At 51.0% G+C, this 22,348-nt stretch carries 24 protein-coding genes and 1 riboswitch; of the genes, 8 read left to right on the forward strand and 16 right to left on the reverse strand.

Annotation, left to right across the window (positions count from 1 at the left end; translation table 11 throughout):
• Position 1: 1 nt before the first annotated feature.
• Positions 2–331 (forward strand): hypothetical protein, encoded by a 330-nt coding sequence (locus tag FND36_11505; GenBank protein QDW74609.1) that lies wholly within the window; start codon positions 2–4, stop codon positions 329–331.
• A complete protein-coding gene (locus FND36_11510; GenBank protein ID QDW74610.1) occupies positions 328–1,056 on the forward strand; it encodes a PHP domain-containing protein in 729 nt (242 codons plus the stop codon). Before FND36_11505 ends, FND36_11510 begins: the two co-directional genes overlap by 4 nt.
• 15 nt (positions 1,057–1,071) lie before the next feature.
• On the opposite strand, the gene hemB is transcribed toward FND36_11510, so the two are convergent.
• From hemB to FND36_11530, 4 genes are read right to left on the reverse strand one after another with little or no spacing between them, the layout of a single operon-like run.
• Positions 1,072–2,049, reverse strand: a complete 978-nt coding sequence (gene hemB, locus FND36_11515) for a porphobilinogen synthase (GenBank protein QDW74611.1) — start codon at positions 2,047–2,049, stop codon at positions 1,072–1,074.
• 8 nt (positions 2,050–2,057) lie between these two features.
• A complete protein-coding gene (gene cobA, locus FND36_11520; protein QDW74612.1) occupies positions 2,058–3,563 on the reverse strand; it encodes a uroporphyrinogen-III C-methyltransferase in 1,506 nt (501 codons plus the stop codon).
• Positions 3,564–4,463 carry a hydroxymethylbilane synthase gene (gene hemC, locus FND36_11525; protein ID QDW75616.1) on the reverse strand — a complete coding sequence of 300 codons (900 nt, stop codon included), beginning with the start codon at positions 4,461–4,463 and terminating at the stop codon, positions 3,564–3,566.
• A 43-nt stretch (positions 4,464–4,506) separates the two neighbouring features.
• Entirely contained in the window at positions 4,507–5,025 is a 519-nt protein-coding gene (locus tag FND36_11530) for a bifunctional precorrin-2 dehydrogenase/sirohydrochlorin ferrochelatase (protein ID QDW74613.1), read from the reverse strand.
• 91 nt (positions 5,026–5,116) lie between these two features.
• Positions 5,117–5,299: riboswitch (cobalamin riboswitch) on the forward strand.
• 100 nt (positions 5,300–5,399) lie between these two features.
• On the opposite strand from FND36_11530, the gene FND36_11535 reads away from it, so the two are divergent.
• Genes FND36_11535 through FND36_11550 form a run of 4 tightly spaced genes read left to right on the forward strand, consistent with a single transcriptional unit; the run spans position 5,400 to position 8,106 of the window.
• Positions 5,400–6,146 (forward strand): energy-coupling factor ABC transporter permease, encoded by a 747-nt coding sequence (locus FND36_11535; protein QDW75617.1) that lies wholly within the window; start codon positions 5,400–5,402, stop codon positions 6,144–6,146.
• Positions 6,147–6,149: 3 nt separating this feature from the next.
• Entirely contained in the window at positions 6,150–6,470 is a 321-nt protein-coding gene (locus tag FND36_11540) for a cobalt ABC transporter (GenBank protein QDW74614.1), read from the forward strand.
• The gene (gene cbiQ / locus FND36_11545) at positions 6,467–7,237 is read left to right on the forward strand and encodes a cobalt ECF transporter T component CbiQ (GenBank protein QDW74615.1); all 771 of its coding nucleotides are present in this window, start codon (positions 6,467–6,469) and stop codon (positions 7,235–7,237) included. Before FND36_11540 ends, cbiQ begins: the two co-directional genes overlap by 4 nt.
• Before the next feature lie 5 nt (positions 7,238–7,242).
• On the forward strand, positions 7,243–8,106 hold the full coding sequence (locus FND36_11550; protein ID QDW74616.1) for an ABC transporter ATP-binding protein: 864 nt from the start codon (positions 7,243–7,245) through the stop codon (positions 8,104–8,106).
• A 3-nt stretch (positions 8,107–8,109) separates the two neighbouring features.
• Here FND36_11550 and FND36_11555 read toward each other — a convergent pair whose 3' ends face one another.
• A complete protein-coding gene (locus FND36_11555; protein QDW74617.1) occupies positions 8,110–9,579 on the reverse strand; it encodes a M81 family metallopeptidase in 1,470 nt (489 codons plus the stop codon).
• A gap of 204 nt (positions 9,580–9,783) precedes the next feature.
• Here FND36_11555 and FND36_11560 point away from each other — a divergent pair, with 204 nt between their 5' ends.
• A complete protein-coding gene (locus FND36_11560; GenBank protein QDW74618.1) occupies positions 9,784–10,578 on the forward strand; it encodes a sirohydrochlorin cobaltochelatase in 795 nt (264 codons plus the stop codon).
• Between the two features lie 49 nt (positions 10,579–10,627).
• Here the strand turns inward: FND36_11560 and FND36_11565 are convergent, their stop codons facing one another.
• From FND36_11565 to FND36_11595, 7 genes are all read right to left on the reverse strand, one after another.
• The gene (locus FND36_11565; protein ID QDW74619.1) at positions 10,628–11,185 is read right to left on the reverse strand and encodes a hypothetical protein; all 558 of its coding nucleotides are present in this window, start codon (positions 11,183–11,185) and stop codon (positions 10,628–10,630) included.
• A 122-nt stretch (positions 11,186–11,307) separates the two neighbouring features.
• Positions 11,308–11,730 (reverse strand): bacteriohemerythrin, encoded by a 423-nt coding sequence (locus FND36_11570; GenBank protein ID QDW74620.1) that lies wholly within the window; start codon positions 11,728–11,730, stop codon positions 11,308–11,310.
• Positions 11,731–11,909: 179 nt separating this feature from the next.
• Positions 11,910–12,950 carry a zinc-binding dehydrogenase gene (locus FND36_11575; protein QDW74621.1) on the reverse strand — a complete coding sequence of 347 codons (1,041 nt, stop codon included), beginning with the start codon at positions 12,948–12,950 and terminating at the stop codon, positions 11,910–11,912.
• A 21-nt stretch (positions 12,951–12,971) separates the two neighbouring features.
• Positions 12,972–14,357, reverse strand: coding sequence for an MFS transporter (locus FND36_11580; protein ID QDW74622.1), 1,386 nt, complete (start codon positions 14,355–14,357; stop codon positions 12,972–12,974).
• A 35-nt stretch (positions 14,358–14,392) separates the two neighbouring features.
• Positions 14,393–15,346: a transketolase family protein gene (locus FND36_11585; protein QDW74623.1), complete on the reverse strand. Its 954-nt coding sequence runs from the start codon at positions 15,344–15,346 to the stop codon at positions 14,393–14,395.
• 3 nt (positions 15,347–15,349) lie between these two features.
• Positions 15,350–16,201, reverse strand: a complete 852-nt coding sequence (locus FND36_11590) for a transketolase (protein QDW74624.1) — start codon at positions 16,199–16,201, stop codon at positions 15,350–15,352.
• Between the two features lie 21 nt (positions 16,202–16,222).
• Positions 16,223–17,299 (reverse strand): zinc-binding dehydrogenase, encoded by a 1,077-nt coding sequence (locus FND36_11595; GenBank protein QDW74625.1) that lies wholly within the window; start codon positions 17,297–17,299, stop codon positions 16,223–16,225.
• Positions 17,300–17,589: 290 nt separating this feature from the next.
• Between FND36_11595 and FND36_11600 the strand changes: the two genes are divergently transcribed.
• Positions 17,590–18,486 (forward strand): AraC family transcriptional regulator, encoded by an 897-nt coding sequence (locus FND36_11600; GenBank protein QDW74626.1) that lies wholly within the window; start codon positions 17,590–17,592, stop codon positions 18,484–18,486.
• A gap of 38 nt (positions 18,487–18,524) precedes the next feature.
• On the opposite strand, the gene FND36_11605 is transcribed toward FND36_11600, so the two are convergent.
• From FND36_11605 to FND36_11620, 4 genes are all read right to left on the reverse strand, one after another.
• Complete coding sequence (locus FND36_11605; protein QDW75618.1) at positions 18,525–19,193, reverse strand: precorrin-8X methylmutase; 669 nt, start codon at positions 19,191–19,193, stop codon at positions 18,525–18,527.
• A 22-nt stretch (positions 19,194–19,215) separates the two neighbouring features.
• Positions 19,216–20,751: a cobyric acid synthase gene (locus FND36_11610; protein ID QDW74627.1), complete on the reverse strand. Its 1,536-nt coding sequence runs from the start codon at positions 20,749–20,751 to the stop codon at positions 19,216–19,218.
• Positions 20,733–21,776, reverse strand: coding sequence for an aminotransferase class I/II-fold pyridoxal phosphate-dependent enzyme (locus tag FND36_11615; protein ID QDW74628.1), 1,044 nt, complete (start codon positions 21,774–21,776; stop codon positions 20,733–20,735). Before FND36_11615 ends, FND36_11610 begins: the two co-directional genes overlap by 19 nt.
• Before the next feature lie 100 nt (positions 21,777–21,876).
• Positions 21,877–22,335, reverse strand: coding sequence for a glyoxalase (locus FND36_11620; GenBank protein ID QDW74629.1), 459 nt, complete (start codon positions 22,333–22,335; stop codon positions 21,877–21,879).
• Positions 22,336–22,348: the final 13 nt, after the last annotated feature.

The raw sequence follows: 22,348 nt of genomic DNA on the forward strand, positions 1-22,348 counted from the left end.
TATGACGGTAGAAAATCTGATCGAAACAAAACTTTTTACCCTGCAGGCCCAGGGAAACATATCCAAGCCCATTTCCAAGGTCTTCTGCTGCGACCTTTTAAGTATTGCCATGAGCAAGGCCCCGGCAGATGCGGCCTGGGTGACCGTCATGGGCAACCGGAACACGCTGGCAGTGGCGTCTCTGGCGGACGTTTCCTGCATCATACTGGCGGAAGGCGTCCTGCTGTCCCCAGAAGACCTTGCCTGCGCTTCCGACCAGGGGATCACCGTTCTGTCCACAGAACTCCCCGTCTTCGACGCGGGATTAAAGATCCAGGAGAAACTCCTATGATCCCCCTGTATTACGATCTTCATATCCATTCCTGTCTTTCCCCCTGCGGCGATGACGACATGACTCCTGCCAACCTGGTGGGTATGGCCGCTGTCAAGGGACTGGACGTGATCGCCCTGACCGACCACAATTCCTGCAGGAACTGCGCCGCCGCTATGCGCCACGGAGAGATCTGCGGTGTCACCGTGATTCCCGGAATGGAGCTGACTACCTCCGAAGAGGTCCATGTGGTCTGTCTGTTTCCCTCACTGGAAAACGCTATGTCCTTCGACCAGTTTGTCTATGAGCGGATCCTTCCTATTCAAAACCGGCCGGATATTTTCGGCCGGCAGCAGATTCTGGATGAGCAGGATCAGGTGACAGGAGAGGTGGAACGCCTTTTGATCAACGCTACGGACATTTCTTTTTCCGATGTCTTTTCTCTTGTGGAATCCTACCGCGGTTTGGCGTTCCCCGCCCATGTGGACAAATCTTCCAACAGCCTTCTGGCGAACCTGGGATTTGTTCCGCCCGACAGTACATTCCCCTGTGCTGAGATCAGCAGTTTTGACCAGCTTCACAGGATACAAAAAGAGCACCCCTATTTCCAGAGGTGCCGCATGATCTCTAACTCAGACGCTCATTATCTGCCGGATATCCAGGAGCCTTATTATCAGATCTATTCCGATTCCCGTGGGCTCCCGGACATTCTGGATGCGCTGCGCCGCTGTCCATCCGGTGTCTGAGTATGGTCTCTTATCCTACCCGATCCGTCCCTGATCGATATATCCCGCCAATTCCTTGGCGTAGTAGGTCAGATAGCTCTGGGCTCCGGCCCGGAAGGCCGCTACCGCCGTCTCGCAGACCATCTTATCTTCCTGAATCCAGCCCTTCTCTGCCGCCGCTTTGATCATCGCATACTCTCCGCTGACACTGTAGGCCGCGATCGGAAGAGAAGTGGCTTCCTTCGCCTTCACGATCATATCAAGATAAGCAAGGGCCGGTTTTACCATGATGATATCCGCGCCTTCCTCTTCGTCCAGAAGAATCTCCCGGATACCTTCCCTGCTGTTGTGGTAATCCATCTGGTAACTGCTCCGGTCTCCAAAGGAAGGAGCCGAGTCCGCCGCATCCCGGAAAGGCGCGTAGAATCCAGAGGCATATTTCACCGCGTAAGACATAATGGGCGTGTTCTCATATCCCATCTCATCTAAGAGACTGCGGATCGCCCCCACACGGCCGTCCATCATATCAGAGGGGGCCACCATATCCGCGCCCGCCTGCACCTGGGAAAGGGCTGTCTTCGCCAGAAGCCCGATGGTAGAGTCGTTGTCGATCTTATGACCGCGGAGCATCCCGCAGTGTCCGTGGGAGGTATACTCACACAGGCATACATCTGTAATATAGTAGAGATCCGGAACTTGTTTCTTCGCTTCCCGCAGCGCCTTCTGGATGATTCCATCCTCCGCGTATGCCTGGCTTCCGCATGCATCTTTTTCTTCCGGGATGCCAAAAAGCATGACCGATGAAACGCCCGCTTTCACTACATTTTCCAATTCAAACGCCAAACGGTCCACACTATACCGGTACTGCCCCGGCATAGAAGGGATTTCTTCACAGATCCCGTTCCCCTCTTTCACAAAAATGGGGTAGATCAAAGAGGCTTTATCCACTCTTGTCTCCCGTACCATTTTCCGCAGTATCTCGCTGTCTCGCAATCTTCTTGGTCTTTTGATCATGTTCCCTTTTATCCTTCCTTCGTTATCTTTTCGATCTCTTCTTCAATTCCCTCTACCGTTGCTTCTCTGGCAATCCGGCACCTCATGCCGCATGCTTTGGCATGTCTGGCTGTCTGTTCTCCGATGCAGACAGCCGTGACTTTGGACAAGTCTGCCCCTTGGGCCATTCTGGCAAATCCCATCGCCACAGATCCGCTGGTCAGCACCACACAGTCAATCCTATTCTGTTCCAACTCTTCTCTGATATCGATTATCTGACTGTCACTTTGGACCGTTCGGTAGACCGGCACATCTTCCACCAACGCCCCGGCCTCTTCCAGGATCGGTACCAGCTCCCGGTTCCCTTTCTCAGCTCTTGGCAGCAGAATATGCTTTCCTTGGATCCCCTGCTCTGCCAGCGTTCTTCCGAGAGAAACGCCGTCATATACTTCCGGGGTTAAGTCCGGGTATATCCCTCTCCGTTTCAGGGCCATGCCTGTCCCCTCCCCGATCACAGCAATCTTTCTGCCGTACAGCCGCCGGATATCTATGTTCTGTTCTTCCAACGTTTGAAAAAAACAATCCACTCCTGCCTGACTGGTAAACACCAGCCAGTCATATGATTCCAGCTCTCCCATACAGGAAATGAGCTGTTCCTGCCCTGGGATGGGGACCGTTTCAATAGCCGGTACTTCCAGAACCTGGGCGCCTTTCTGCCTCAGCCTTTTTGCCAGAGGGTTCATCCGTTCCCTTGGTCTTGCCAGCAGAACCCGCACTCCCGCAAGGGGCAGTTTCCCATACCATTCCAGATCAGGGGCCAGGGTACACACCTCTCCCACCACGATCACCGCCGGCGGGCGCACTTCCGCCGTCTTCGCCTTTTCCGCCAGAGTCTCCAGGGTCCCAAGCACCCGCTTCTGGCTGGCGGTAGTCCCTTCCTGCAGGACAGCGGCCGGAGTCTCCGGGTCCATTCCCGCCTCTATCAGATGTTCCGTGATCTGAGGAAGAGCCGCCACTCCCATCAGGAATACCAGCGTCCCATCCAGAGAAGCCAGGGCCTGATAGTTGATGGGTTCTGTGTTTTCTCCTCTCTTATGTCCGGTAATGATATGTAAGGAGGAAGCATAATCCCGGTGGGTCACGGGGATTCCCTGATAAGCCGGCACCGCAAGAGCGGAAGTCACTCCCGGCACGATCTCAAAATCAATCCCGGCATCCGCCAGTTCTTTGGCTTCCTCACCGCCCCGGCCAAAGAGAAAGGGATCTCCTCCCTTGAGCCTGACTACCCGTTTCCCTTCTCTGGCCTTTCTCTTCAGAATCTTCTGGATCTCTTCCTGGGGGATCAGGTGATGCCCCGCCTGTTTTCCCACGTTGATCAATTCCTTTCCCTGGCCGAATATTGCCAGCAGGTCTTTATTTACCAAGTGATCGTAAACGATTACTTCCGCCTCTTCCAGCGCTTCTTTTCCTTTCACCGTGAGAAGCCTTACGTCTCCAGGACCAGCTCCTACCAGCCACACCTTTCCTGTTTTCATTTATCTATCTTCTCTCCTTGCCTGATTCTGGGTTCTCATCTCCTGGGCCAAACGGCGGCCGAGAGCTTTTGCTTCCGCAAGAACTCCCGCTTTCTCTCCGATCTGCCAGCCTTTGCTGTCCTCATCGTAGTACAGCCCTTTCAGGATCAGTTTTCCCTCCCGGCACTCTGCGTATGCGGCGATGGGTGAGGAACAGCCGCCGCCCAGATATCGGACAAAGGCCCTCTCCGCCTCTGCCACCGCCGTGGTCTCCCGCCGGGCGCAGGCTTTTAAAAAGTCTTCCACCTCTCCCGCTCTGGCCGTAACCGCCAAGATTCCCTGGCCTGCCGCCGGAAGGATCTCGTCTATCGAGAAAAATCGGGATATCCGCTCTTCCAGCCCCAGGCGTTTCAACCCTGCCGCCGCCAGGATCAATGCGTCATATTCCCCACGGTCCAGCTTATCCAGACGGGTCAGTACATTTCCGCGTATATTCTGAAATCGGGCCTTTGGGAACAGCCGCTGAGCCTGAAGCCTTCTGCGGAAGGAGGAACAGCCGATCACGCCCGTCCCTTTCCATTCCATCTTTCCTTCCGGAAGGACCAGCACATCTCTCGCGTCCTCTCTTGGCCAGGCTGCTTCCATCCGCAATCCCTCTGCCGTTTCCATCGGCATATCTTTAAGGCTGTGCACTGCCAGATCGATCTCCCCCTGCAGCAGCGCCCGGTCCAGTTCCTTGATGAATACGCCTTTTCCTCCCATCTGATCCAGAGAAAGATCCTGCCTGCGGTCTCCGGTAGTCTCAATCTTCCGGACCTGGATACGGACTTCCGGGAATGTTTCCCGAAGCTGATCCGCTATAAGTTCTGTCTGGATCAAAGCAAGCCGGCTCTTTCGGCTTCCAATGATGATCTCCTTCATGTCGCTGCTCCTTCTCTCTACTGTTCTTTCCATCCGGCGGTCCTCATACCTCTTCATCCATGCTCTTAAGAGCTCGTTCTACAGCTTCTCTCGCTCTTCTTGCTTTCTTGTGGCTTAAACCGGAGGCACAGATCCCCGCCACTATTTCGTCTTTCCCTGCTACCGCCGCGAAATAAAAATCGCACAATTCTTTCTTGTGAGCCGCATTTACCAGGATGCCCCGCTTTCTGGCTTCTTTCACCGCCGCCTCGTTACACTCTGGATCGTCCGTAGCCGCCAGAAGGATCTTCATATCCGGCAGCTTTTCAAACAGCATATCAGAATAAGCTTCCCGCATCCAACGGATTCTTCCTTCTTCCGCTAAATCTTTCAGCCGCTCTGTTATTTCCGGCGCCGCGACCCACAGATCGGCTCCAAAGGATAAAAGCGTCTCAATCCTTCTCTGGGCCACCTGGCCGCCGCCTATTACAACGATCTTTTGGCAAGATATATCTACAAATAGCGGGAAATACCGTCTGCTCATTTTCCTATCCTCCGTCCGGCTCTTCTGCCTATTCATCATATCATATAAAGAAAAATGTGCAACCAGTTTCCTGGCTGATTTTGTTTTCTGAATCTGTTTGACAGTATTTCCCTGCTGTTATATGATAGAAGAAGATTGAATGTAGCGAGGTGCCTGCCTTTGGCAGGGTAACAGACAAGCTGGGTCAAAAGCCCACACGGTCCCGCCGCTGTAGAGGAAGAATGATGCTTCATGATGTCACTGGGAAACTGGGAAGGCGAAGCATCGTGTTGAAGCCTGAGTCAGAAGACCTACCCGCTGCAGACAGTTTACACGTGGCCGCGAAGGACGGTCAGGTGTCTTTTTTGTGTACCTTTTTTGCACACCCAGAGAATCTTTTCTCTGAGAACGATCAATCTAAAGGAGGAGTTATGATGACTCAAAACCAAAAGAAACTCATTGCCGCATTGGCTGTATTTGCCGCGGCAAACGCGGTCGTTCCGGCCGCTAACGCTATGCACATCATGGAAGGGTATCTTCCGGCAGGCTGCTGCATCGCATGGGGGATCTTATGTCTCCCCTTCCTGGCCGCCGGCTTCCTGTCCATCCGCAGGACGCTGTCCGAAAACCGCAGGGCTGTCACACTGCTTGCCATGTCCGGCGCTTTTATCTTCGTGATCTCGTCTCTGAAGATCCCTTCTGTTACCGGAAGCTGCTCCCACATGACCGGCACCGGGCTTGGAGCCATTCTATTCGGCCCGTGTTCTGTCAGTATCCTGGGAATCATTGTCCTGATCTTCCAGGCGATCCTCCTGGCCCACGGAGGATTGACCACATTGGGGGCCAATACATTTTCCATGGCTGTTGCCGGCCCTCTTCTTACATATGGAATCTACAGACTCTGCCAGAAACCCTCCATAAACCGCAGATTTTCCATTTTTCTGGCAGCGGCTTTGGGCGATCTTTTTACTTATTGCATCACCAGCGTGCAGCTTGGCCTGGCCTATCCTTCTGAGGCCGGAGGGATTCTGGCTTCTGTCGTGAAATTCCTTGGTGTTTTCGCGCCTACTCAAGTGCCTCTCGCGGTCATCGAAGGGCTCCTGACCACAGCCATCGTTGTTTTTCTGGAATCTTTTGCTCTTCCAGAGTTAAAATCCATCGGATACCGAAAGGAGGCGTAAGAAATGGAGACCAAAAACAAGAAATTTGCGGCCGCGCTGATCCTTGCGGCCATCCTGATCGCGGTCATTCCCGTGATCGCCTTAAAAGACGCGGAATTTGGCGGCTCTGATGACGCCGGAAGCGTCATGGTAGAAGAGATCCACGGGGAATATACGCCCTGGTTTTCTCCCATCCTGGAGACATTCTTAGGCGGAGAACTGCCTGGAGAACTGGAAAGCCTGATCTTCTGCGTCCAGACGGGCATCGGGGTAGGCATCATCGCCTTTTTTATGGGGCGGCTCTATGAACGGAAAAAGCTTGGGAAAGAGCAGGAGCAGCTATGATCCTGATCGACCAGCTTGCTTACCGCTCTAAACTTTGCTCTGTCAATGGAGAGGAAAAATTTGTGTTCACTCTGCTGACTCTGCTGTTTTGCGTAGTCAGCCGTTCCATTCTCCTTGCGGGAATCGTCTTTGCCGCGACAGGGATCCTCACCATCTGTGTCGGCGGGATCCCTGCCTCCCGCTATTTCCGGCTGCTGCGGGTTCCCTTGGTCTTTCTGGCCTTAAGCACTGCCGCGGTGGTGATCAATATTTCCAGGATTCCTCTTGACGGGTTCGCAGTCCCCATGGGAGGCTGGTATCTTACCGGGAGCATCGCTGGACTTACGCGGGGGATACGGCTGTTCACAACGGCTCTTGCCAGTGTTTCCTGCCTGTATTTTCTCTCCTTGAGTACTCCTATGCCGGATCTTCTGGAGGTGTTGAGAAGGTTCCATGTGCCGGATCTTCTGCTGGAGCTTATGCTTTTGACTTACCGATACATTTTCCTGCTCCTTAAGACGGCCTCCTCCATTACCGCGGCCCAACATTCCCGGCTGGGGAACCACAGTCTGTCTGCCGCCCGCAATTCCTTTGCCCAGATGGCCGGCTCTGTGTTTCTGCTGTCATTAAAACGGTCCGGCGCCCAGTATGACGCTATGGAGTCCCGGTGCTACGATGGCGTGATCCGCTGCCTGGCGGAGCATCATCCCGCAAAGCTTCGCGAGATCCTTGCCCTTGTATTCTTTGAAACCGGACTTCTTCTGATCACGATCTTGACTTGGAGGTGAAAATAGTGAATGATATCTTGTTAAAAGCAGAACAGCTCAGCTATACCTACGAAGGCAGCGATGTCCCCGCCCTTAACGGACTGAGCCTGGAGATCCGAAGAGGGAGGAAGATTGCGTGCATGGGGGCTAACGGCTCCGGGAAATCCACCTTCTTCCTGTGCTGCAACGGCATCCGAAAACCCGACTCCGGCCAGTTGTATTTTGAAGGCCATCCCTTAGACTACTCCAAAAAGGGGCTGCTTTCCCTCAGAAGCAAGGTAGGCGTGGTATTCCAGGACCCGGACAACCAGCTTTTCTCCGCAAATGTCCTCCAGGAGATCTCCTTTGGCCCTCTGAACCTTGGCCTTACCCAGCAGGAAACAAGACGGCGGGCAGAGCAAGTGATGGAACGCCTTGGCATCGCCTCCTTCGCCCACCGTCCGGTACACGCCTTAAGCGGAGGGCAGAAGAAACTGGTAGCCATTGCGGATATTCTGGTGATGGAGCCTTCCCTGATCCTGCTGGATGAACCGGCGGCGGCTCTAGATCCTATCCACACCCGGATCGTTCGGGAGATCATCGATGAGATCTCCGCAAGCGGCATCACCGTAGTCACAGCCACCCACGATGTGGATTACGCCTGGAGCTGGGCGGATGACGTGCTTCTCTTTCATGAAGGACAGCTCTTGGCTTTCGGCTCCCCAAAGGACGTCTTTACTCAGAAGAAACTGCTTGAGACCGCCAGCCTGGAGACTCCTTGCGTACTTAAGATCTTTCAGGCGCTGCAAAAAGGAGGGTTCCTGCCGGAATCCCTCCCTTGCCCCAGGACAATAAACGAACTGGAAAGTCTTTTGTCTTCGCAGCGTCCCATGAATAAATCGCAGCCATAGATCCTACATCTTATCTAATGGATAAATCGGCCTGCGTACATGTTTATATGTAAATACTTCCGGGCTTTGCGGCCCAAGCGCCGGCAATTCGATGTCATAAATCTTTTTTGCTATTTTACCGAAAGAAGTTCGAAAATGAACGGCTGACTTCACCACAAGAATCGAAAAATCTTCCGGCATGATTCCGTTGCATCGCAGTGCTTCCATATCCCAGGGCTGCGTCCGAACGCTGGAGACTACTACACGGATCCCCTGAATATCCAACACTGCGCACTTCCCCAAATTTCCAGATAATCCCGGATTATAATCCCGATTGATGAAACGTCCGTCAGTAATCGCCTTGACATACGCGGTACAATCGATCGGCTCTCCGGCAATATCCGGGCATATCTTTCCCCCAAGCCGGATCTTAAGCGTTGTTCCCACGCCGCTGGAACTTGCCTGCTCGACCGTCTCCGGATCATAAATAATCACCGCCGCTACTCCTTCTACCTTTCGCTCCAGAAGACGCCGCAGCATGTGAGTACCGTCACCTGTCGCGCCGGAGCCAGGATTATCAGAAATATCCGCAAACACTACCGGAGCTTCTCCTTTTTCCTTCGCATCGTCAATGGCCTCGTCAATGGTCCAAAAGTTTCGCCGCAGATTCTCTCTATCCTTCCAAATCTCATCCGCAAGTTCACTGCTGATCTTCTGTGCTTTTCCAAGATCTCCATCTGTCACCGCAACCACAGACAGGCAGGTTTCTTCAATATCAGATGCAAAAAAGCCGTGCAGCACATTTACATTGATAATATTTTCTTTTCCTCGCATCGCCTGTGCTTTCGCCACGTACTTTGCCATACATGGTTCGGCGGTAGGCATATAGGAGAGCAGAAAATCCAAAGGCTCATACGCCATGACCGGATGAATCCGTCCTTCCAATGTGTCCCACATACATTTGGCCGCCCGAATACCGGCTTCATAGGTGTCTGTATGGGGATAGTAATCATATGGGAAAAACGCGTCCGCATACTTCACCATCTTTTTGGTCAGGTTGCAATGAAGATCCAGGGAGGCAATGATCGGAACCTCCGTTCCCACTTTGTCTCTAAGCGTCTCCAGCAGCGCTCCTTCTCCATCTGGGTATCCTTCTGCCACCATAGCGCCATGGAGAGCCAGCAAAATACCATCCACACGCTCCTGCTTCTCAATCGCTTCCAGAAGCGCGTCCCGGGCGCTCTGGAATACTTCCCGCGTTACAATTCCTCCTGGCTGCGCATTAAATGCCATCACCGGGACCAGCCGACAATTCTCTATCGGACAAAAATAGTCAAGAATTCCCCCTAACTCGTTTCGAACTCCTTGAAAAACTTTAAAGATTTCTTCTCCAAAGAAATAGTCTCTTGCCATGAATGCTTCCACGCCTGATTTCTCCGGCATAAAACTATTTGTTTCATGCTTAAACTCCCCGACTAAAATTGTCTTTTTCATTTCATCTTGTCTCCTTTTTTGATTTTTTATTTTTTCATCCTCGAATGTCCCACAAATAAATATTTTCGTTTTTATTATCTATCATTTTATCAATGATTCTATTCAATTTCAACTATTCCACAATTTATAAAACATTTCCCATTGCTTTTTTATGATATAATCTGATTATTAAAATTTTCACTTCATTTATAAGAGGATTTTATCATGTACAACAAACCAGGAATTCTTGTAGTCAGCTTTGGAACCAGCCACCAGGATACCCGCGCCAGAACCATCACTGCCATCGAGCAGGCAATCCAGGACGCGCATCCGTCTCTTCCCGTCTTCCGCGCCTGGACCAGCGGAATGATCCGGCGGAAACTGGAGCGGACCACTGGAGAAGTGATCCAAAGCGTAGCCCAGGCCCTGTCCCAGATGGCTGATCAGGGCATTACCCAGGCGATACTCCAGCCTACCCATATTATAGACGGCATTGAAAATCAACAGATGCAAGCCGATGCCAACGCTTTCCGAAATATTTTCCAGAAGATTGCTTTTGGCCGTCCTCTGCTGTCTTCATCGGAGGACCTTGAGAAAATGGCCCAAATCCTGGAACATACCTTTTCAGGTCTTGGGCCGGAGGAACATCTGATCTTGATGGGACACGGAAGCCAGCATCCTTCTAACCAGATCTATGCCAGGCTGGACGACTGTTTTCACCAACAGGAACATAACCATATCCACGTAGCCACCGTGGAAGCCTCCCCCACTCTGGACGATGTGCTGCAAAAGCTGCGGACTCAGCCCGTCCGCCGGATCCACCTGGCCCCGCTGATGATCGTCGCGGGGGACCATGTCGTCAACGACATGGCCGGGGATGGAGAAGATTCTTGGAAATCCACTTTGGAGCGGGCCGGATATCCTGTCACCTGCCACCTGAAGGGGCTGGGGGAATATCCTCAAGTACGGCAGATGTTCCTTGCCCATTTGGCAAAAGCTCTGGAATGCCTGAAAAGATAACCAAAAAAGACATTCGGAAATCGCTTCCGAATGTCTTTCTATTTGTTCCTTATTTATCTTTTCGCCTCAGGATCCACAATACGGTAATGATTCCGATGATATAGAGGATATTTACCAGCACCGTCGGATCATCCTTTAAGAAACCTACGATCGCCACGATCGCCGCAAGGGATACCGTAAGCTGGAACCCGGAGAAAATCCTCCTCTCCCGGACTTCCCTCGCATTCTGGCGCATTTCTTCTTTCTCCTGCTCCATGGAAAGATATTTTAAGAGATCCTCTCCTTCCAGTTTTGAGATAATCTCCTCGTCCCGGAAGAACAGATCTTCCTCCTCGCCAAAATGGAGTCTTCCTCCCCTCCAGCGCCGCTGTGTCCGCGCGGTTCCCTGGCCGTTCGCGGTTCCCTGGCCGTCTGAGGTTTCCTGGAACTGTCCCTGAGCCTTGGTCTGCTCCTGGGTTTCCTTTTGGGATTCTTCCTGCTCTATTTTTTTCTCCGGTTCCGATGCCGCAGCCTGAGGCGCTTCGGAATCCTGGATAACTTCTTCGCTGGTTTTCGTATTTTCTGGTTCCTGGACCATTTCTTCTGTATTTTTTAATTCTTCTGCCACGATACTCCCTCCATTGACATCTGTCTTATTTCCCCTATCATATCAACTTTCGACAAAAAATGCAAGGAAGCGGCAGATATCCATTCCGCCGCTTCCTTCTCATAAAAAAACAGGAAAGCAACTTAGAGTCTTTCACTATTCTTATTCATAAACTTGTACTCCGCTACAGACCGGTCAAACGTCTTGATATGGCCGTACAGCCATTCGATCACGTTCCGGTTCACCTGTTCTACGAACGCATTGGAAGGGCCTTCCTCTTCCTCCAGCATCTCATACAACTCCTTCACAACTTCTCTGAGTTTATCATGCTCTTTCTTGTGGGCCTCGATTCCCGGATACTGGATATCCTCCTGGAGTTTTTCTTCCTCCCCAAAGTGGAATTCTGTATAGTCAGCCAGATAGTCCAGTGTTTTAATGGCTACCAGCTTATCCTTGCTCGTCTCACAACTATCCAGCAGCTTGTTGATCTTGTCGATCAGTTCCTTATGCTGACCATCGATCATCTCATTTCCTGTGACAAGGCTGTCATCAAATTCTGCTCTCATATTCTATTACCTCCTGATCCTGTTGAACTGCTTGTAGATAATTTTACCTCAAATAGGCGGTAAAAGAAATGGGAAAATGCAAAATTTAGAAAAAATTCAAAAAGGGACAGGGTATTTTTAATCGGGGCCGGGGGATTTTTAAAAATCCCCCGGCCCCGATTTACCGATTTATCAATTCGCTACTCTACATCACTGCAATCCAAAAGTATCTTTGGATATTTTGATGTTTTGAACACTTCAAAGCTTTCTACCGCCTGGCTTAAAGGCATAACTTTTTGTATGATCTTATCGGTCTGCATACGTTTGATCATTTTAATAGACCGCGGCATGATCGATGTGCTGGTAAACACGGTCTGGATCCTGCCTTCTTTCATATATAATTCATGCAGGTTCAGCGGCATCTCATAGGTTGGCGGGAATACCGCGAAGTAAACGGCTGTTCCGCAGCGAGCCAGGATCTTCAGCGGCGTCTCTGCCGCTTTCGGGGAACCGGACATCTCGAATACATAGTCAAATCCCAGGCCGTCTGTAATCTCCATGGCTCTTGCAACCGCATCCTCATTAAACGGATCGATCACATATTCCGCTCCCATTTCCAGAGCCATTTGCCGCTTCTGTTCTACCGGCTCGATCACGGTGATCCGGGCAGCGCCTGACAGCAGGATCTGATTCAGCATGATGGACCCGATTCCGCCCACTCCCGCCACGCAGACGGTAGCTCCATGCCGGATCGGCGCCAGATCCATAGCCCGCAGACAGCAGTTGGTCGGCTCTACGATAGAGTATTCTTTCAAATCCGCGTCGTCTGGCAGTTTATAGATAGTATTGATATCTGTTACCACATACTCCGCAAATGCTCCCGTCGGTTTGAAGTTTATACAGTACTGCTCCATCCCCCGCTTGCACCATTCGCATCCGCCGCAGTGGGAACCTGGAAACAACGTTACCTTATCGCCCACTTTATACCCTTTTTTCGCCGCTTCTTCTCCTAATTCCGCAATCACTCCGGATGCCTCATGTCCCAAAGGCGCCGGCGGTTTGCTGTTCATAACGCCCATCGTTACCTGATGCACATCTGTGGCGCACAGAGCCGCGTAAGCGATCTTAACCTTTACCTCATTGGGTTTTACTTCTGGAATTTCTACATCTTTTAATTCAATCTGGTCTTTATCCACCCACCAGAGCTGTTTCATTGTTGCCATAAATTTTCCTCCTTGCATTATGTCTCCTGTTATCAGGTCTTAATTTGCCAATCCCTTCTCCCTAAGAGATGCGACGATATTTGCATAAGTTTTCTTATCAAGTTTGTATGCAAACATTGCGATCGCGCAGATCACAGAGCAGATCCCTACAAACATATGGGAACCAAAGTTCATCGTAAACAGTACGGATCCCGTCTGATCTGTATTTGGCACGTAGCCTACCACATCCAGCAAAAGCGAAGCGCCGGAGATTGCCAGGGCCTGTCCTACTTTCAGCATAAAGTTGATAAAGGTAGATACAAATCCCGCGCAGTAGATTCCATATTTGTGATAGGTGTATTCTGCGGTATCTGGCATCATTCCAAAGATATTGCCCAGCATCATGCCCTGGCCGATTCCCATAAATACGCTCATCACGTAATATACCGCCTGGCCGCTGGCCGTCTGGATCGGAAGGAAGAAGGATACGATCTGGCTGACCGCGATCATCATAAAGGCGATCCCGCCCAGAGTTCCTTTGTTATTCACCTTCTTTACCAGCCAGGTGACGGAGAACGCTCCCAACATTCCGCATACAGAGATCAGTGTCTGTGTATTGGAATACAGCAGTTCATTTCCCGCGTTATAAGTACAGAAGTATAAACGGAACGTCACGCCTCCCTGGATGATCCCCCAGCCCAGATACGCAATGGCGAGCAGAATTACTGGTTTATTGCCTTTGAGCACTTTAAACTGTTTGATGAAAGAAACCTTCTCGGATTTCTCCATATCCACCTGGACGACTTCTTTCGTAGAGGCGATCGTAATGATGAAGAAAGGAACCGCGATCAAGGAAAAGATGATCGCCGCTTTCTGATATCCGCCCGCGCCGCCGCCTGTCATTTCTACGATTCGAAGGGTGGCAAAGGAGAGGATCGTCATCGCCAGGAAAGCTCCCGTCATCCGATAGCTGGCCAGAGAACTTCTGGTCTCTGTATCACGGGTCAGCATTGCCGGCATCGCGGAATAGGTAACATTTACCATGGTGTACAGCAATACTAAGATGAAATACATTCCCAGGCCCCAGACCGTCCGGAAGGTCTCAGACCAGTCTGGATTGGTAGTAAAGGTCAGCACATTAAAGATCAGCATTGGGATAAAGGAAAATATCACCCAAGGCCGGTATCGTCCCCACCGGGTCTTGGTCCGGTCTGCCAGCGCTCCTACCACCGGGTCATTGAGCGCATCCCAGAATTTGGAGACAAAGATGATCACGCCTACTACCGTGGCATTGATCAGAGCAATATCTGTCAGAAAAAATACCAGGTAAGCGCTGACCAGGGACCAGCTCATATTGCAGGCAAAATCTCCGCAGCCATAGCCAATCTTTCTCGGAATATTTAGTTTTGTATATTCATCCACTGCCGGATTTTTCTGATTTGTCATTATGGACCTCCTTTCATCTCATTCCATCTCCTTCTCTATCTCTTCAGCGACCGGATATACTCTGCCACATCCTGTTTATGATAGTGATATTTTTTCTGCAGATCTTCCCCGCTTCCAAAGCCCGCGTATACCTGAGGAATACCAAAACGCTTGAAAGATTTTGGCTGTACCGCGTGATCCACAAAATAATCCGCCAGGCTGCTGGCAAGTCCGCCGCTCATTAAATGGTCTTCCCAGACAACCAGATTGCCGGTCCCTTCTACCGCTTTATCTACAGCCTCCCGGTCAAAAGGTTTGATGGTGTACATATCAACGACACGTACATCGATCCCTTCTTCTTTCAACTCTTCCGCCACGTCCAGCGAAAGTCCTACCATCTCTCCGTGGGTCAGGATGGTCACATCTTTTCCGTCTCTTGCGGTCACGCTTCCGCCGATAGAAAATGGAATAGTTCCGGGCTCATAGAGCTGGCGGTCCTTTTTGCCTTGTGCCAGCCGGATATACATAGGTCCCGGATATTCCATAGACAGATGAAGGATGTCCCGGATCATATTGGGATCCCCAATGGACAATACCGTCATATTGACCATGCTTTTCAGAATCGCGATATCTTCCATTGCGTTGTGGGTAGAACCTCCGCCAGAGGTCAGTCCGCCGCCCGTACCAATGATACGTACTGGAAGATTTTGATAGCATACTGCCGTTCTCACCTGCTCACAGGAACGCATGGACAGAAACGGCAGCATCCCCATGATGACCGGGATATTTCCCTCCAGCGCCAGTCCCGCGGCCACACCGACACAGTCCTGCTCCGCGATTCCCACATCAATGTACCGGTCCGGATAATGCTCCCTGAACTGTTTTAAGTTCATCCCTACATCCGGTGTACACACAAAGAGTTTTTCATTGGTTTTTCCTATCTCATCCAAAGTATCTCCGATCACACTTCTTGCGGAGATCCATTCTCCAAAATTAAAAGATCCAGCCATGACCTATCCCTCCTTACCATAATTTTTCGCAAGGTCTTTGAGCGCCTGTTTCCAGTCTTCCGCATTCAGACTTCCCGCATGCCAGCCGACTACTTTTTCCATGAAATCTACGCCTTTTCCCTTGATCGTGTGTGCTACGATCGCGGTCGGCCGCAGAGAAGAACTTGGAGGAAGATTGTCCAGAGCGTCTACGATCGCGTTCATATCGTGTCCGTCGATCTCTATCACATTCCAGCCAAAGGCTTTCCATTTATCCGCATAAGGTTCCATACAGGTGATCTCCTCTGTGTAGGAGCACATCATCTGCTTGTTCCGGTCAATGACCGCCACCAGATTGCCAAGTTCGTAGGAACGGGCCGTCAGCGCCGCCTCCCACACTTCGCCTTCACAAGTTTCCCCGTCTCCCAGCATACAGAATACCCTGTGGCTTTCTTTCTTCTGCTTTGCGGAAATAGCCATTCCTACCGCCATTGCCAGCCCCTGTCCCAAAGACCCGGAAGAACATTCCACTCCCGGAAGCTGGACTTTACATGGATGCATACCATAAGCGCTGTCCACCTGCCCGTATGTACGGACAATCTCGTCATAATCAAAGAATCCTCTTAAAGCCATAGCAATATACATACATACCGCGCCGTGTCCTTTTGAAAGGATAAACCTGTCTCTGGCCGGATTCTGGATATTGGTGGGGTCTACATTCAATCCGTGATGGAATAAACCGATCAGCAGATCTGTCATAGACAGGTCTCCGCCGATATGTACAGAACCTTCATACTTTCCGCACAGATTGATCAGTTTCAGCCGCATTTCATACGCAAGCTCATTTAAACGCATAACTTCCTGCTTATCTGCCATTTTTCTTCACCTTCCTCGTTTTTAATAAATATCAGCAATATCCCTGTTTCCGCGAATCAGAATCTTCGGATACTTTCCGCTGAGCTGTACCTGAAACGCCTCTACCGCGTCATCCAGTTCAAATACCTTTTCCGTCAGCCTGCTAAGATCCATCTTCGGCAGAAGCTGCAAAGCCCTGGGATACGCGTAAGGTGCTACCATAACACCTGTAACTGTAATTTCTTTGAAATAGCAGTACTCCTGGATATTAAAAGGCATCCGGTAGTCTCCGGGATACTGGGCGCCGTAGATCAGGGTTCCTCCCTTTGCCGTAATATCCGGCAGCGGTTCCACCGCATGTACAGAACCTGAACAGTCCAGAACCACATCGTACCCTCTTCCGTCTGTGATCTTATTTGCCGCATCTACCACATTTTCCGCCGTAGGATCGATCAGATATTCCGCTCCCATTTCCGCCGCGATCTCTCTGCGGTCCGCGATCGGTTCGATCATCGTAAGGGAGGTCGCTCCATAGAGATGGAAAGCCTGCAGCGCCATTAATCCGATGGGGCCGCCCCCGCAGACGCAGACTCTCATTCCTACCTTCATCTGGGCCTTATCCAGCATCCGCACAATAATAGACATGGGTTCTAAGAGACATCCTTCCTTGAGACTTACTTCATCTGGAAGTTTATAGACCTGGTCCTCGTGCCAGATCAGTTCCGGCGCGTATCCCGGCCGGTTGTATTCTCCTGAATTCTCACAAAACTGCTGCTGTCCGTTCTGACAATAATAGCATCCGCCGCAGAAACGCAGGAAATTTCCCGCTACCCGGTCCCCCACCTTCAAGCCTTTATGATTAGCCTTAGGCCCTAATTCTGTAATGATCCCGGAAATCTCATGGCCAAGAGGAATGGGTTCTGTAGAACCCTTTGGCTGTCCAAAGCAGCCCGCCACACAATGGGGATCTGAACCACAGATCGCGCAGTAAGCGACTTTGATCCGCACATCCTGTTCTCCCAGTTCCGGGAAGGGAAGATCCACCAGCGCCACTAACCCTCTGGTATCTGGGTTCGGATCCTTCATATCCCCCACACGCACACCGCATAATGTTTTCATAGGGACTCCTCCTTGCTTGGTTTATTTTTCTAAAAGATCAAGTTCCTGCAGGCTTGATTTTGTCTGATGTTATCACAAAAATTTTTTGAATAAAATTATATTTTGGGACATTTTCACAGAAAAACTGTCCTTTTTTCACTTTTTTGTTTCATATTTTTCAAAGATTCAAGAATTGTTCACAGGATTATCTTGACGATAAATTTGCATTTACTTTATGATATATTTTAGGAATTCTATGCCTCATTATGTAGCAAATCTGCCTGAGACAGAAAAGGAAAAGGAGGAGGTTTTTGTTGCTCAATAAATATAAGAATCACAAACTATACCATAACTACATCACTACGGTCCCTCTCCCTGGATTTGATTTTATTGTTTATTACGCAGAGATGATGACTCAGAATACGGTGGTCTTCGAACACCGCCACAATCTATACGAAATCTTCTACGGACTGGAGGGATCCATTTTATTCTCCTGCGAAGGTTCCCAGAGCAAGCTTACCGCCCATGACATGGTGCTTTTAGGAAGAGACCGCTCTCACTACCTTCAGTATCAGTCCAATACACCGGCCGTTTACTTTACCATGATCTTTGACCTGGTCCCGCACAGTCCGGCCTCAAACTGTGATCCCGACACAGAATATCAGGAGCTGATGGAAGTCTTAAACCAGGCGGATAAAAATAAATATTTATTCGCCTCCAATACAAAGCCCCAGGAATCCATCCTCTCTAAGATCAGTCAGACAATAGCCTCAAAGAAAATCGGATGGTCCAGCCTGGTAGGGCAATATTATTATCAATTTTTCCTGGATCTTCTCCAGACGATCTCACAAAAAAAATCCAGCCTGGACGCGCCGGCTGGATACTTAAATATCGCTCTGGAAGCTTCAAAATATATTCACGCCAATCTGCAGGGAGACCTGCGGATCGACACCGTTTCTCAACAATTAAACGTTACACCCAGACATATGAACCGCCTGTTTCAAAAAATGTTCGGGAAATCATTTGCCCAGACCGTCAGCATCATCCGTCTGGAGCACGCCAAACAGCGCCTGATCAACACCGATGAATCCCTGGAACAGATCGCTTCGCTTGTAGGATTCCGTTCCAGCCAGTCTTTGACCAAAATGTTCTATGAACAGGAACATATGTCGCCTGGTATCTTTCGGAAAAGCTACCGCTCTAGTTAAAAAGGGACAGGGCATTTTTAATTGGGGCCGGGGGATTTTTAAAAATCCCCCGGCCCCAATAACAAGGCGTTGCAGATGCAAGCCGCGATATTACTGCCTCCTTTTCTCCCTCTCGCCACGATATAGGGAATCTCTTCCAGGCTAAGGATCAGCTCTTTGGCCTGGACCACGTTTACAAATCCCACAGGCACGCCGATGATCAAACGGGGCCGGATCTTTCCCTCCCGGATCAGTTCGTACAGCCGGATCAGGGCAGTCGGCGCGTTTCCGACCGCAAAGATCAGGTCTTCTTCCAGGCCGCAGGCCTTATCCATACTGGCTGACGCGCGGGTTGTCCCGTTTCTCTTGGCCGCTTCCGCCACGTCGTCGTCCGCCATGAAACAATAGGCCTTTCCGCCAAACCGTTCCAGCCTCTTCTTATTGATCCCGGACCAGCCCATCCGAGTGTCGGTCACAATGGAGGCCCCGTCTTTCAAAGCGGCTATTCCTCTCTCTACGGCATGGTCAGAAAATACCAGATTGCTGGCGTAATCAAAATCGGCGCTGGTGTGGATGCAGCGTTTGATCACCGCTTCCTGCTCCTTCGGCAGCGTGATCCCCTTTTGTTTCAGTTCTTCTCCGATGATCTGGAAACTGCGTTCCTCGATCTTGGCTGGTTCCACTTGTTCGATCTCCAGGATCTTTCCTTCCTTTGTCTCTATCTCCATGTTTCCATATCCTTTCTGCTTCTTACGCTCCCTGTTCCAGGATCTCATAGATCCGCTCCAGATTCAGGCTTTGCCGCAGGCCTTCCGCCAGCAGATCATACTGCTGCTCCTTAAAGGTCCGGTAATCCACAGCCGGTTTCTCTCTTTCCAAGGAAATGCCCTTCTTCCTGGCCAGGCAGCCCACAAGGGCGCTGATCACTTCTTCCCGGTCAAAGATGCCATGCACATAGGTGCCGTACACATTTCCCGCAAAGGTTCCATCTCCCTTTTCTTCTCCGGTGATCTGATCCTGGATCATCCCAAGCGGACGCCTTCCTGCTCCGCTTCCATGGGGTGCCTCCCCGCGGGTCTCTCCCATATGGATCTCATATCCCTCCACAGGCGTTCCGCTTAAGCCTGCCAAAGATCCTTCCAGCGTCCCAAAGGCGCCGGCCACTCTTGTACGGGTCTTCTCCCTGTTAAATACCGTGACAGTTGGAAGCAGTCCCAATCCCCGCATACTGCCTCCCTGCTCCACGCCCAGCGGATCCTTAAGGTTTTCGCCCAGCATCTGATAGCCACCGCAGATGCCAAAGACTGCCGTTCCTTTTGCCGCCGCTTTTAGGATTCCGGCTTCCAATCCATTTTCCCGCATCCAGGCAAGATCTCCCATGGTATTCTTCGTCCCCGGGAGGATGATCATATCCGGATGTCCAAGCTGGGAAAGTGTCCGCACATAGCGAAGCGACACTTCCTCCCGGTTTTCCAGAGCCATAAAATCTGTAAAATTCGAGATCCGGGGCAGACGGATGACTGCAATATCAATCTGTCCTCCACCTGTTTTTCCTTTCGTTTTCAGCCGCTCCGCCAGACTGTCTTCTTCCTCGATCTCCACCGGAAGATAAGGCGTCACCCCAAGGACCGGAACCTTCGCCCGCTCTTCCAGCATCCTGATCCCTGGGGTCAGGATTGTCTGATCTCCCCGGAATTTGTTGATGATCAGTCCTTTCACCCGCTGCCGTTCCTCCGGCTCCAGAAGCATCAAGGTTCCCAGAAGCTGGGCGAACACCCCGCCCCGGTCAATATCTCCGGCCATCAGCACCGGAGCGCCGGCCATCTTGGCCATCCCCATATTGACAATGTCGTCTTCCTTCAGATTGATCTCCGCCGGACTTCCCGCCCCCTCGATCACCACAATGTCAAACTCATCGGAAAGCCTCTGGAACGCCTCCTGTATCTGAGGGATCAGCCGCTTCTTGTAAGCAAAATATTCCCTGGCGTCCATGGTCCCCAGCACCCGGCCATTTACAATGACCTGAGAGCCGGTATCGTTGGTGGGTTTCAGCAGGATCGGATTCATCTCTGCCTGGGGAGGGATTCCCGCCGCCTCTGCCTGTACCACCTGGGCCCGGCCCATTTCCAGTCCCTCCGCCGTGATAAAAGAATTCAGGGCCATATTCTGGGACTTGAAGGGCGCCACCCGATACCCATCCTGCCGGAAGATCCGGCAAAGCCCGGTACACAGAAGGCTTTTCCCCGCCCCTGACATGGTTCCCTGTATCATGATCGTCTTAGCCATTCTATCAACCTCTCATTCTCCGCCCTTTTACGCACCGCGATCCGGTAGTATCCAGGGCCAAGTTCCCGGTAATTTCCACAATCCCGGATCAAAAATCCCGCTTCCAAAGCCTCCCGGTATAGCCCTTCCCTTCCCCGGAAAAACAGATAGTTTGCCTGAGAGCCATAGACCTGAAATCCCAGGTCTTCCAGGTTCCTTCTCAGGTACTCCCGCTCACGGGCCACCACCTGCCGGGTCTTTGCCAAATAGGCTTCCGCGTTATTAAGGGCCGCCGCTCCCCCGGCCTGGGCCAGCAAAGACACATTCCAGGGCTGCAGCATAGTCCGCATCCGGCCCAGAAATTCCCGGTCGCCGCTGATCCCGTACCCCAGCCTTATCCCCGGCATAGCAAAAGTTTTGGTAAATGCCTTCACCACCAGCATCTGAGGATGATCCTTTTTGAGCTCCAGGGCTTCATACTCCTTTGGCCTTTCCAGGAAATCCAGGAAACACTCATCTAAGATCAGCCTTGCCCCGCAGGCCTCACATTTCTCCAGCACTTTCCTGATCAGAGAACGCTTGATCGGCTGCCCCGTAGGATTATTGGGACTGCACAGAAAAACCAGGTCTGTCTTGGGAGTGATCCGTTCCAGGAAATCTTCCCCTACTTGAAACTGGTCTTCTTCTCTTAAGGGATAGAATTCTGATTTGGCTCCCACAGCCTGGAGGGCCCGCTCATACTCCGCGAAAGCCGGCGCCGTCAAAAGCCCCCTCCTGGGTCTTTCCGCAAAAACCGCCGCAAAGAACAGCTCCGCCGCCCCATTGCCGCACAGAATCTCCTCTGGAGGGACCTGTTCAAACGCTCCGATCGCCTCCCGCAGTTTCTCACATTCCACATCTGGATAATGATGAATCTGGCCTGCCCCTTCCCGGAGCGCCTCTATCACCGCCTCCGGCGGGCCTAATGGATTGCTGTTGACGGAGAAATCCGTCACGTTCTGATGGCGGTAGATATCGCCGCCGTGCACTTGTTCCTGTCCTTGCATCTCTTTGTTTCTCCTGTTTTTGTGTGGTTCTATTCTACTTTCCAATGACCAAAGCGCTTTCCGCCTTCGCGAATAATCCTTATTTTCTAACCATCGAGATTTACCGCATACACGCACTTACAAACTTCATGGGAACATCCATACGCTTTGCAACCTGTTCTGGTGTCATTCCACTTTCTAGGAAACGCCTGCATACCACTTTCATGCTTTCTCCCACTTCTATGATATGCTTATCTGGATCATAAAAGCGAACAACTCGCTGTCCCCAGGAATGTTCCATGATAGGGTGAACATACTCGATCTCACACTCTTCTAATTTATCAGCAAACCGATCAAAATCATCTTCTTCAAAGTAGATTTCAAAGTTATTGCCGCCAAAAGAAATCATATTTGTCCCGATAAATCCGCCGTATGTTTCAGCAGTCTGCAGCGCCAAACCGCCTGTTAAAGTTTTGTTTGCGCCAAAATCCATAATAACATGCAGACCCAGAACCTTTTTATAAAACTCAACCGCTTTATCTATATCCGTCACTACCAGCATAGGATTTTTTAATTTCATCTCATTCCCTCCC

The organism is Lachnospiraceae bacterium KGMB03038, assembly GCA_007361935.1.
In the GTDB taxonomy this organism is placed as follows: Bacteria; Bacillota; Clostridia; order Lachnospirales; family Lachnospiraceae; genus Massilistercora.

Bases quoted from the DNA above. Each gene is read 5' to 3' on its own strand.
- FND36_11535 (QDW75617.1), top strand. From the start codon at position 5,400: ATGACTCAAAACCAAAAGAAACTCATTGCCGCATTGGCTGTATTTGCC.
- cbiQ (QDW74615.1), top strand. From the start codon at position 6,467: ATGATCCTGATCGACCAGCTTGCTTACCGCTCTAAACTTTGCTCTGTC.
- FND36_11560 (QDW74618.1), top strand. From the start codon at position 9,784: ATGTACAACAAACCAGGAATTCTTGTAGTCAGCTTTGGAACCAGCCAC.
- cobA (QDW74612.1), bottom strand. From the start codon at position 3,563: ATGAAAACAGGAAAGGTGTGGCTGGTAGGAGCTGGTCCTGGAGACGTA.
- FND36_11610 (QDW74627.1), bottom strand. From the start codon at position 20,751: ATGGCTAAGACGATCATGATACAGGGAACCATGTCAGGGGCGGGGAAA.
- FND36_11575 (QDW74621.1), bottom strand. From the start codon at position 12,950: ATGCAAGGAGGAAAATTTATGGCAACAATGAAACAGCTCTGGTGGGTG.
- FND36_11605 (QDW75618.1), bottom strand. From the start codon at position 19,193: ATGGAGATAGAGACAAAGGAAGGAAAGATCCTGGAGATCGAACAAGTG.
- FND36_11595 (QDW74625.1), bottom strand. From the start codon at position 17,299: ATGAAAACATTATGCGGTGTGCGTGTGGGGGATATGAAGGATCCGAAC.
- FND36_11590 (QDW74624.1), bottom strand. From the start codon at position 16,201: ATGGCAGATAAGCAGGAAGTTATGCGTTTAAATGAGCTTGCGTATGAA.
- hemB (QDW74611.1), bottom strand. From the start codon at position 2,049: ATGATCAAAAGACCAAGAAGATTGCGAGACAGCGAGATACTGCGGAAA.
- FND36_11570 (QDW74620.1), bottom strand. From the start codon at position 11,730: ATGAGAGCAGAATTTGATGACAGCCTTGTCACAGGAAATGAGATGATC.
- FND36_11540 (QDW74614.1), top strand. From the start codon at position 6,150: ATGGAGACCAAAAACAAGAAATTTGCGGCCGCGCTGATCCTTGCGGCC.
- hemC (QDW75616.1), bottom strand. From the start codon at position 4,463: ATGAAGGAGATCATCATTGGAAGCCGAAAGAGCCGGCTTGCTTTGATC.
- FND36_11580 (QDW74622.1), bottom strand. From the start codon at position 14,357: ATGACAAATCAGAAAAATCCGGCAGTGGATGAATATACAAAACTAAAT.
- FND36_11530 (QDW74613.1), bottom strand. From the start codon at position 5,025: ATGATGAATAGGCAGAAGAGCCGGACGGAGGATAGGAAAATGAGCAGA.
- FND36_11585 (QDW74623.1), bottom strand. From the start codon at position 15,346: ATGGCTGGATCTTTTAATTTTGGAGAATGGATCTCCGCAAGAAGTGTG.
- FND36_11510 (QDW74610.1), top strand. From the start codon at position 328: ATGATCCCCCTGTATTACGATCTTCATATCCATTCCTGTCTTTCCCCC.
- FND36_11620 (QDW74629.1), bottom strand. From the start codon at position 22,335: ATGAAATTAAAAAATCCTATGCTGGTAGTGACGGATATAGATAAAGCG.
- FND36_11615 (QDW74628.1), bottom strand. From the start codon at position 21,776: ATGCAAGGACAGGAACAAGTGCACGGCGGCGATATCTACCGCCATCAG.
- FND36_11505 (QDW74609.1), top strand. From the start codon at position 2: ATGACGGTAGAAAATCTGATCGAAACAAAACTTTTTACCCTGCAGGCC.
- FND36_11555 (QDW74617.1), bottom strand. From the start codon at position 9,579: ATGAAAAAGACAATTTTAGTCGGGGAGTTTAAGCATGAAACAAATAGT.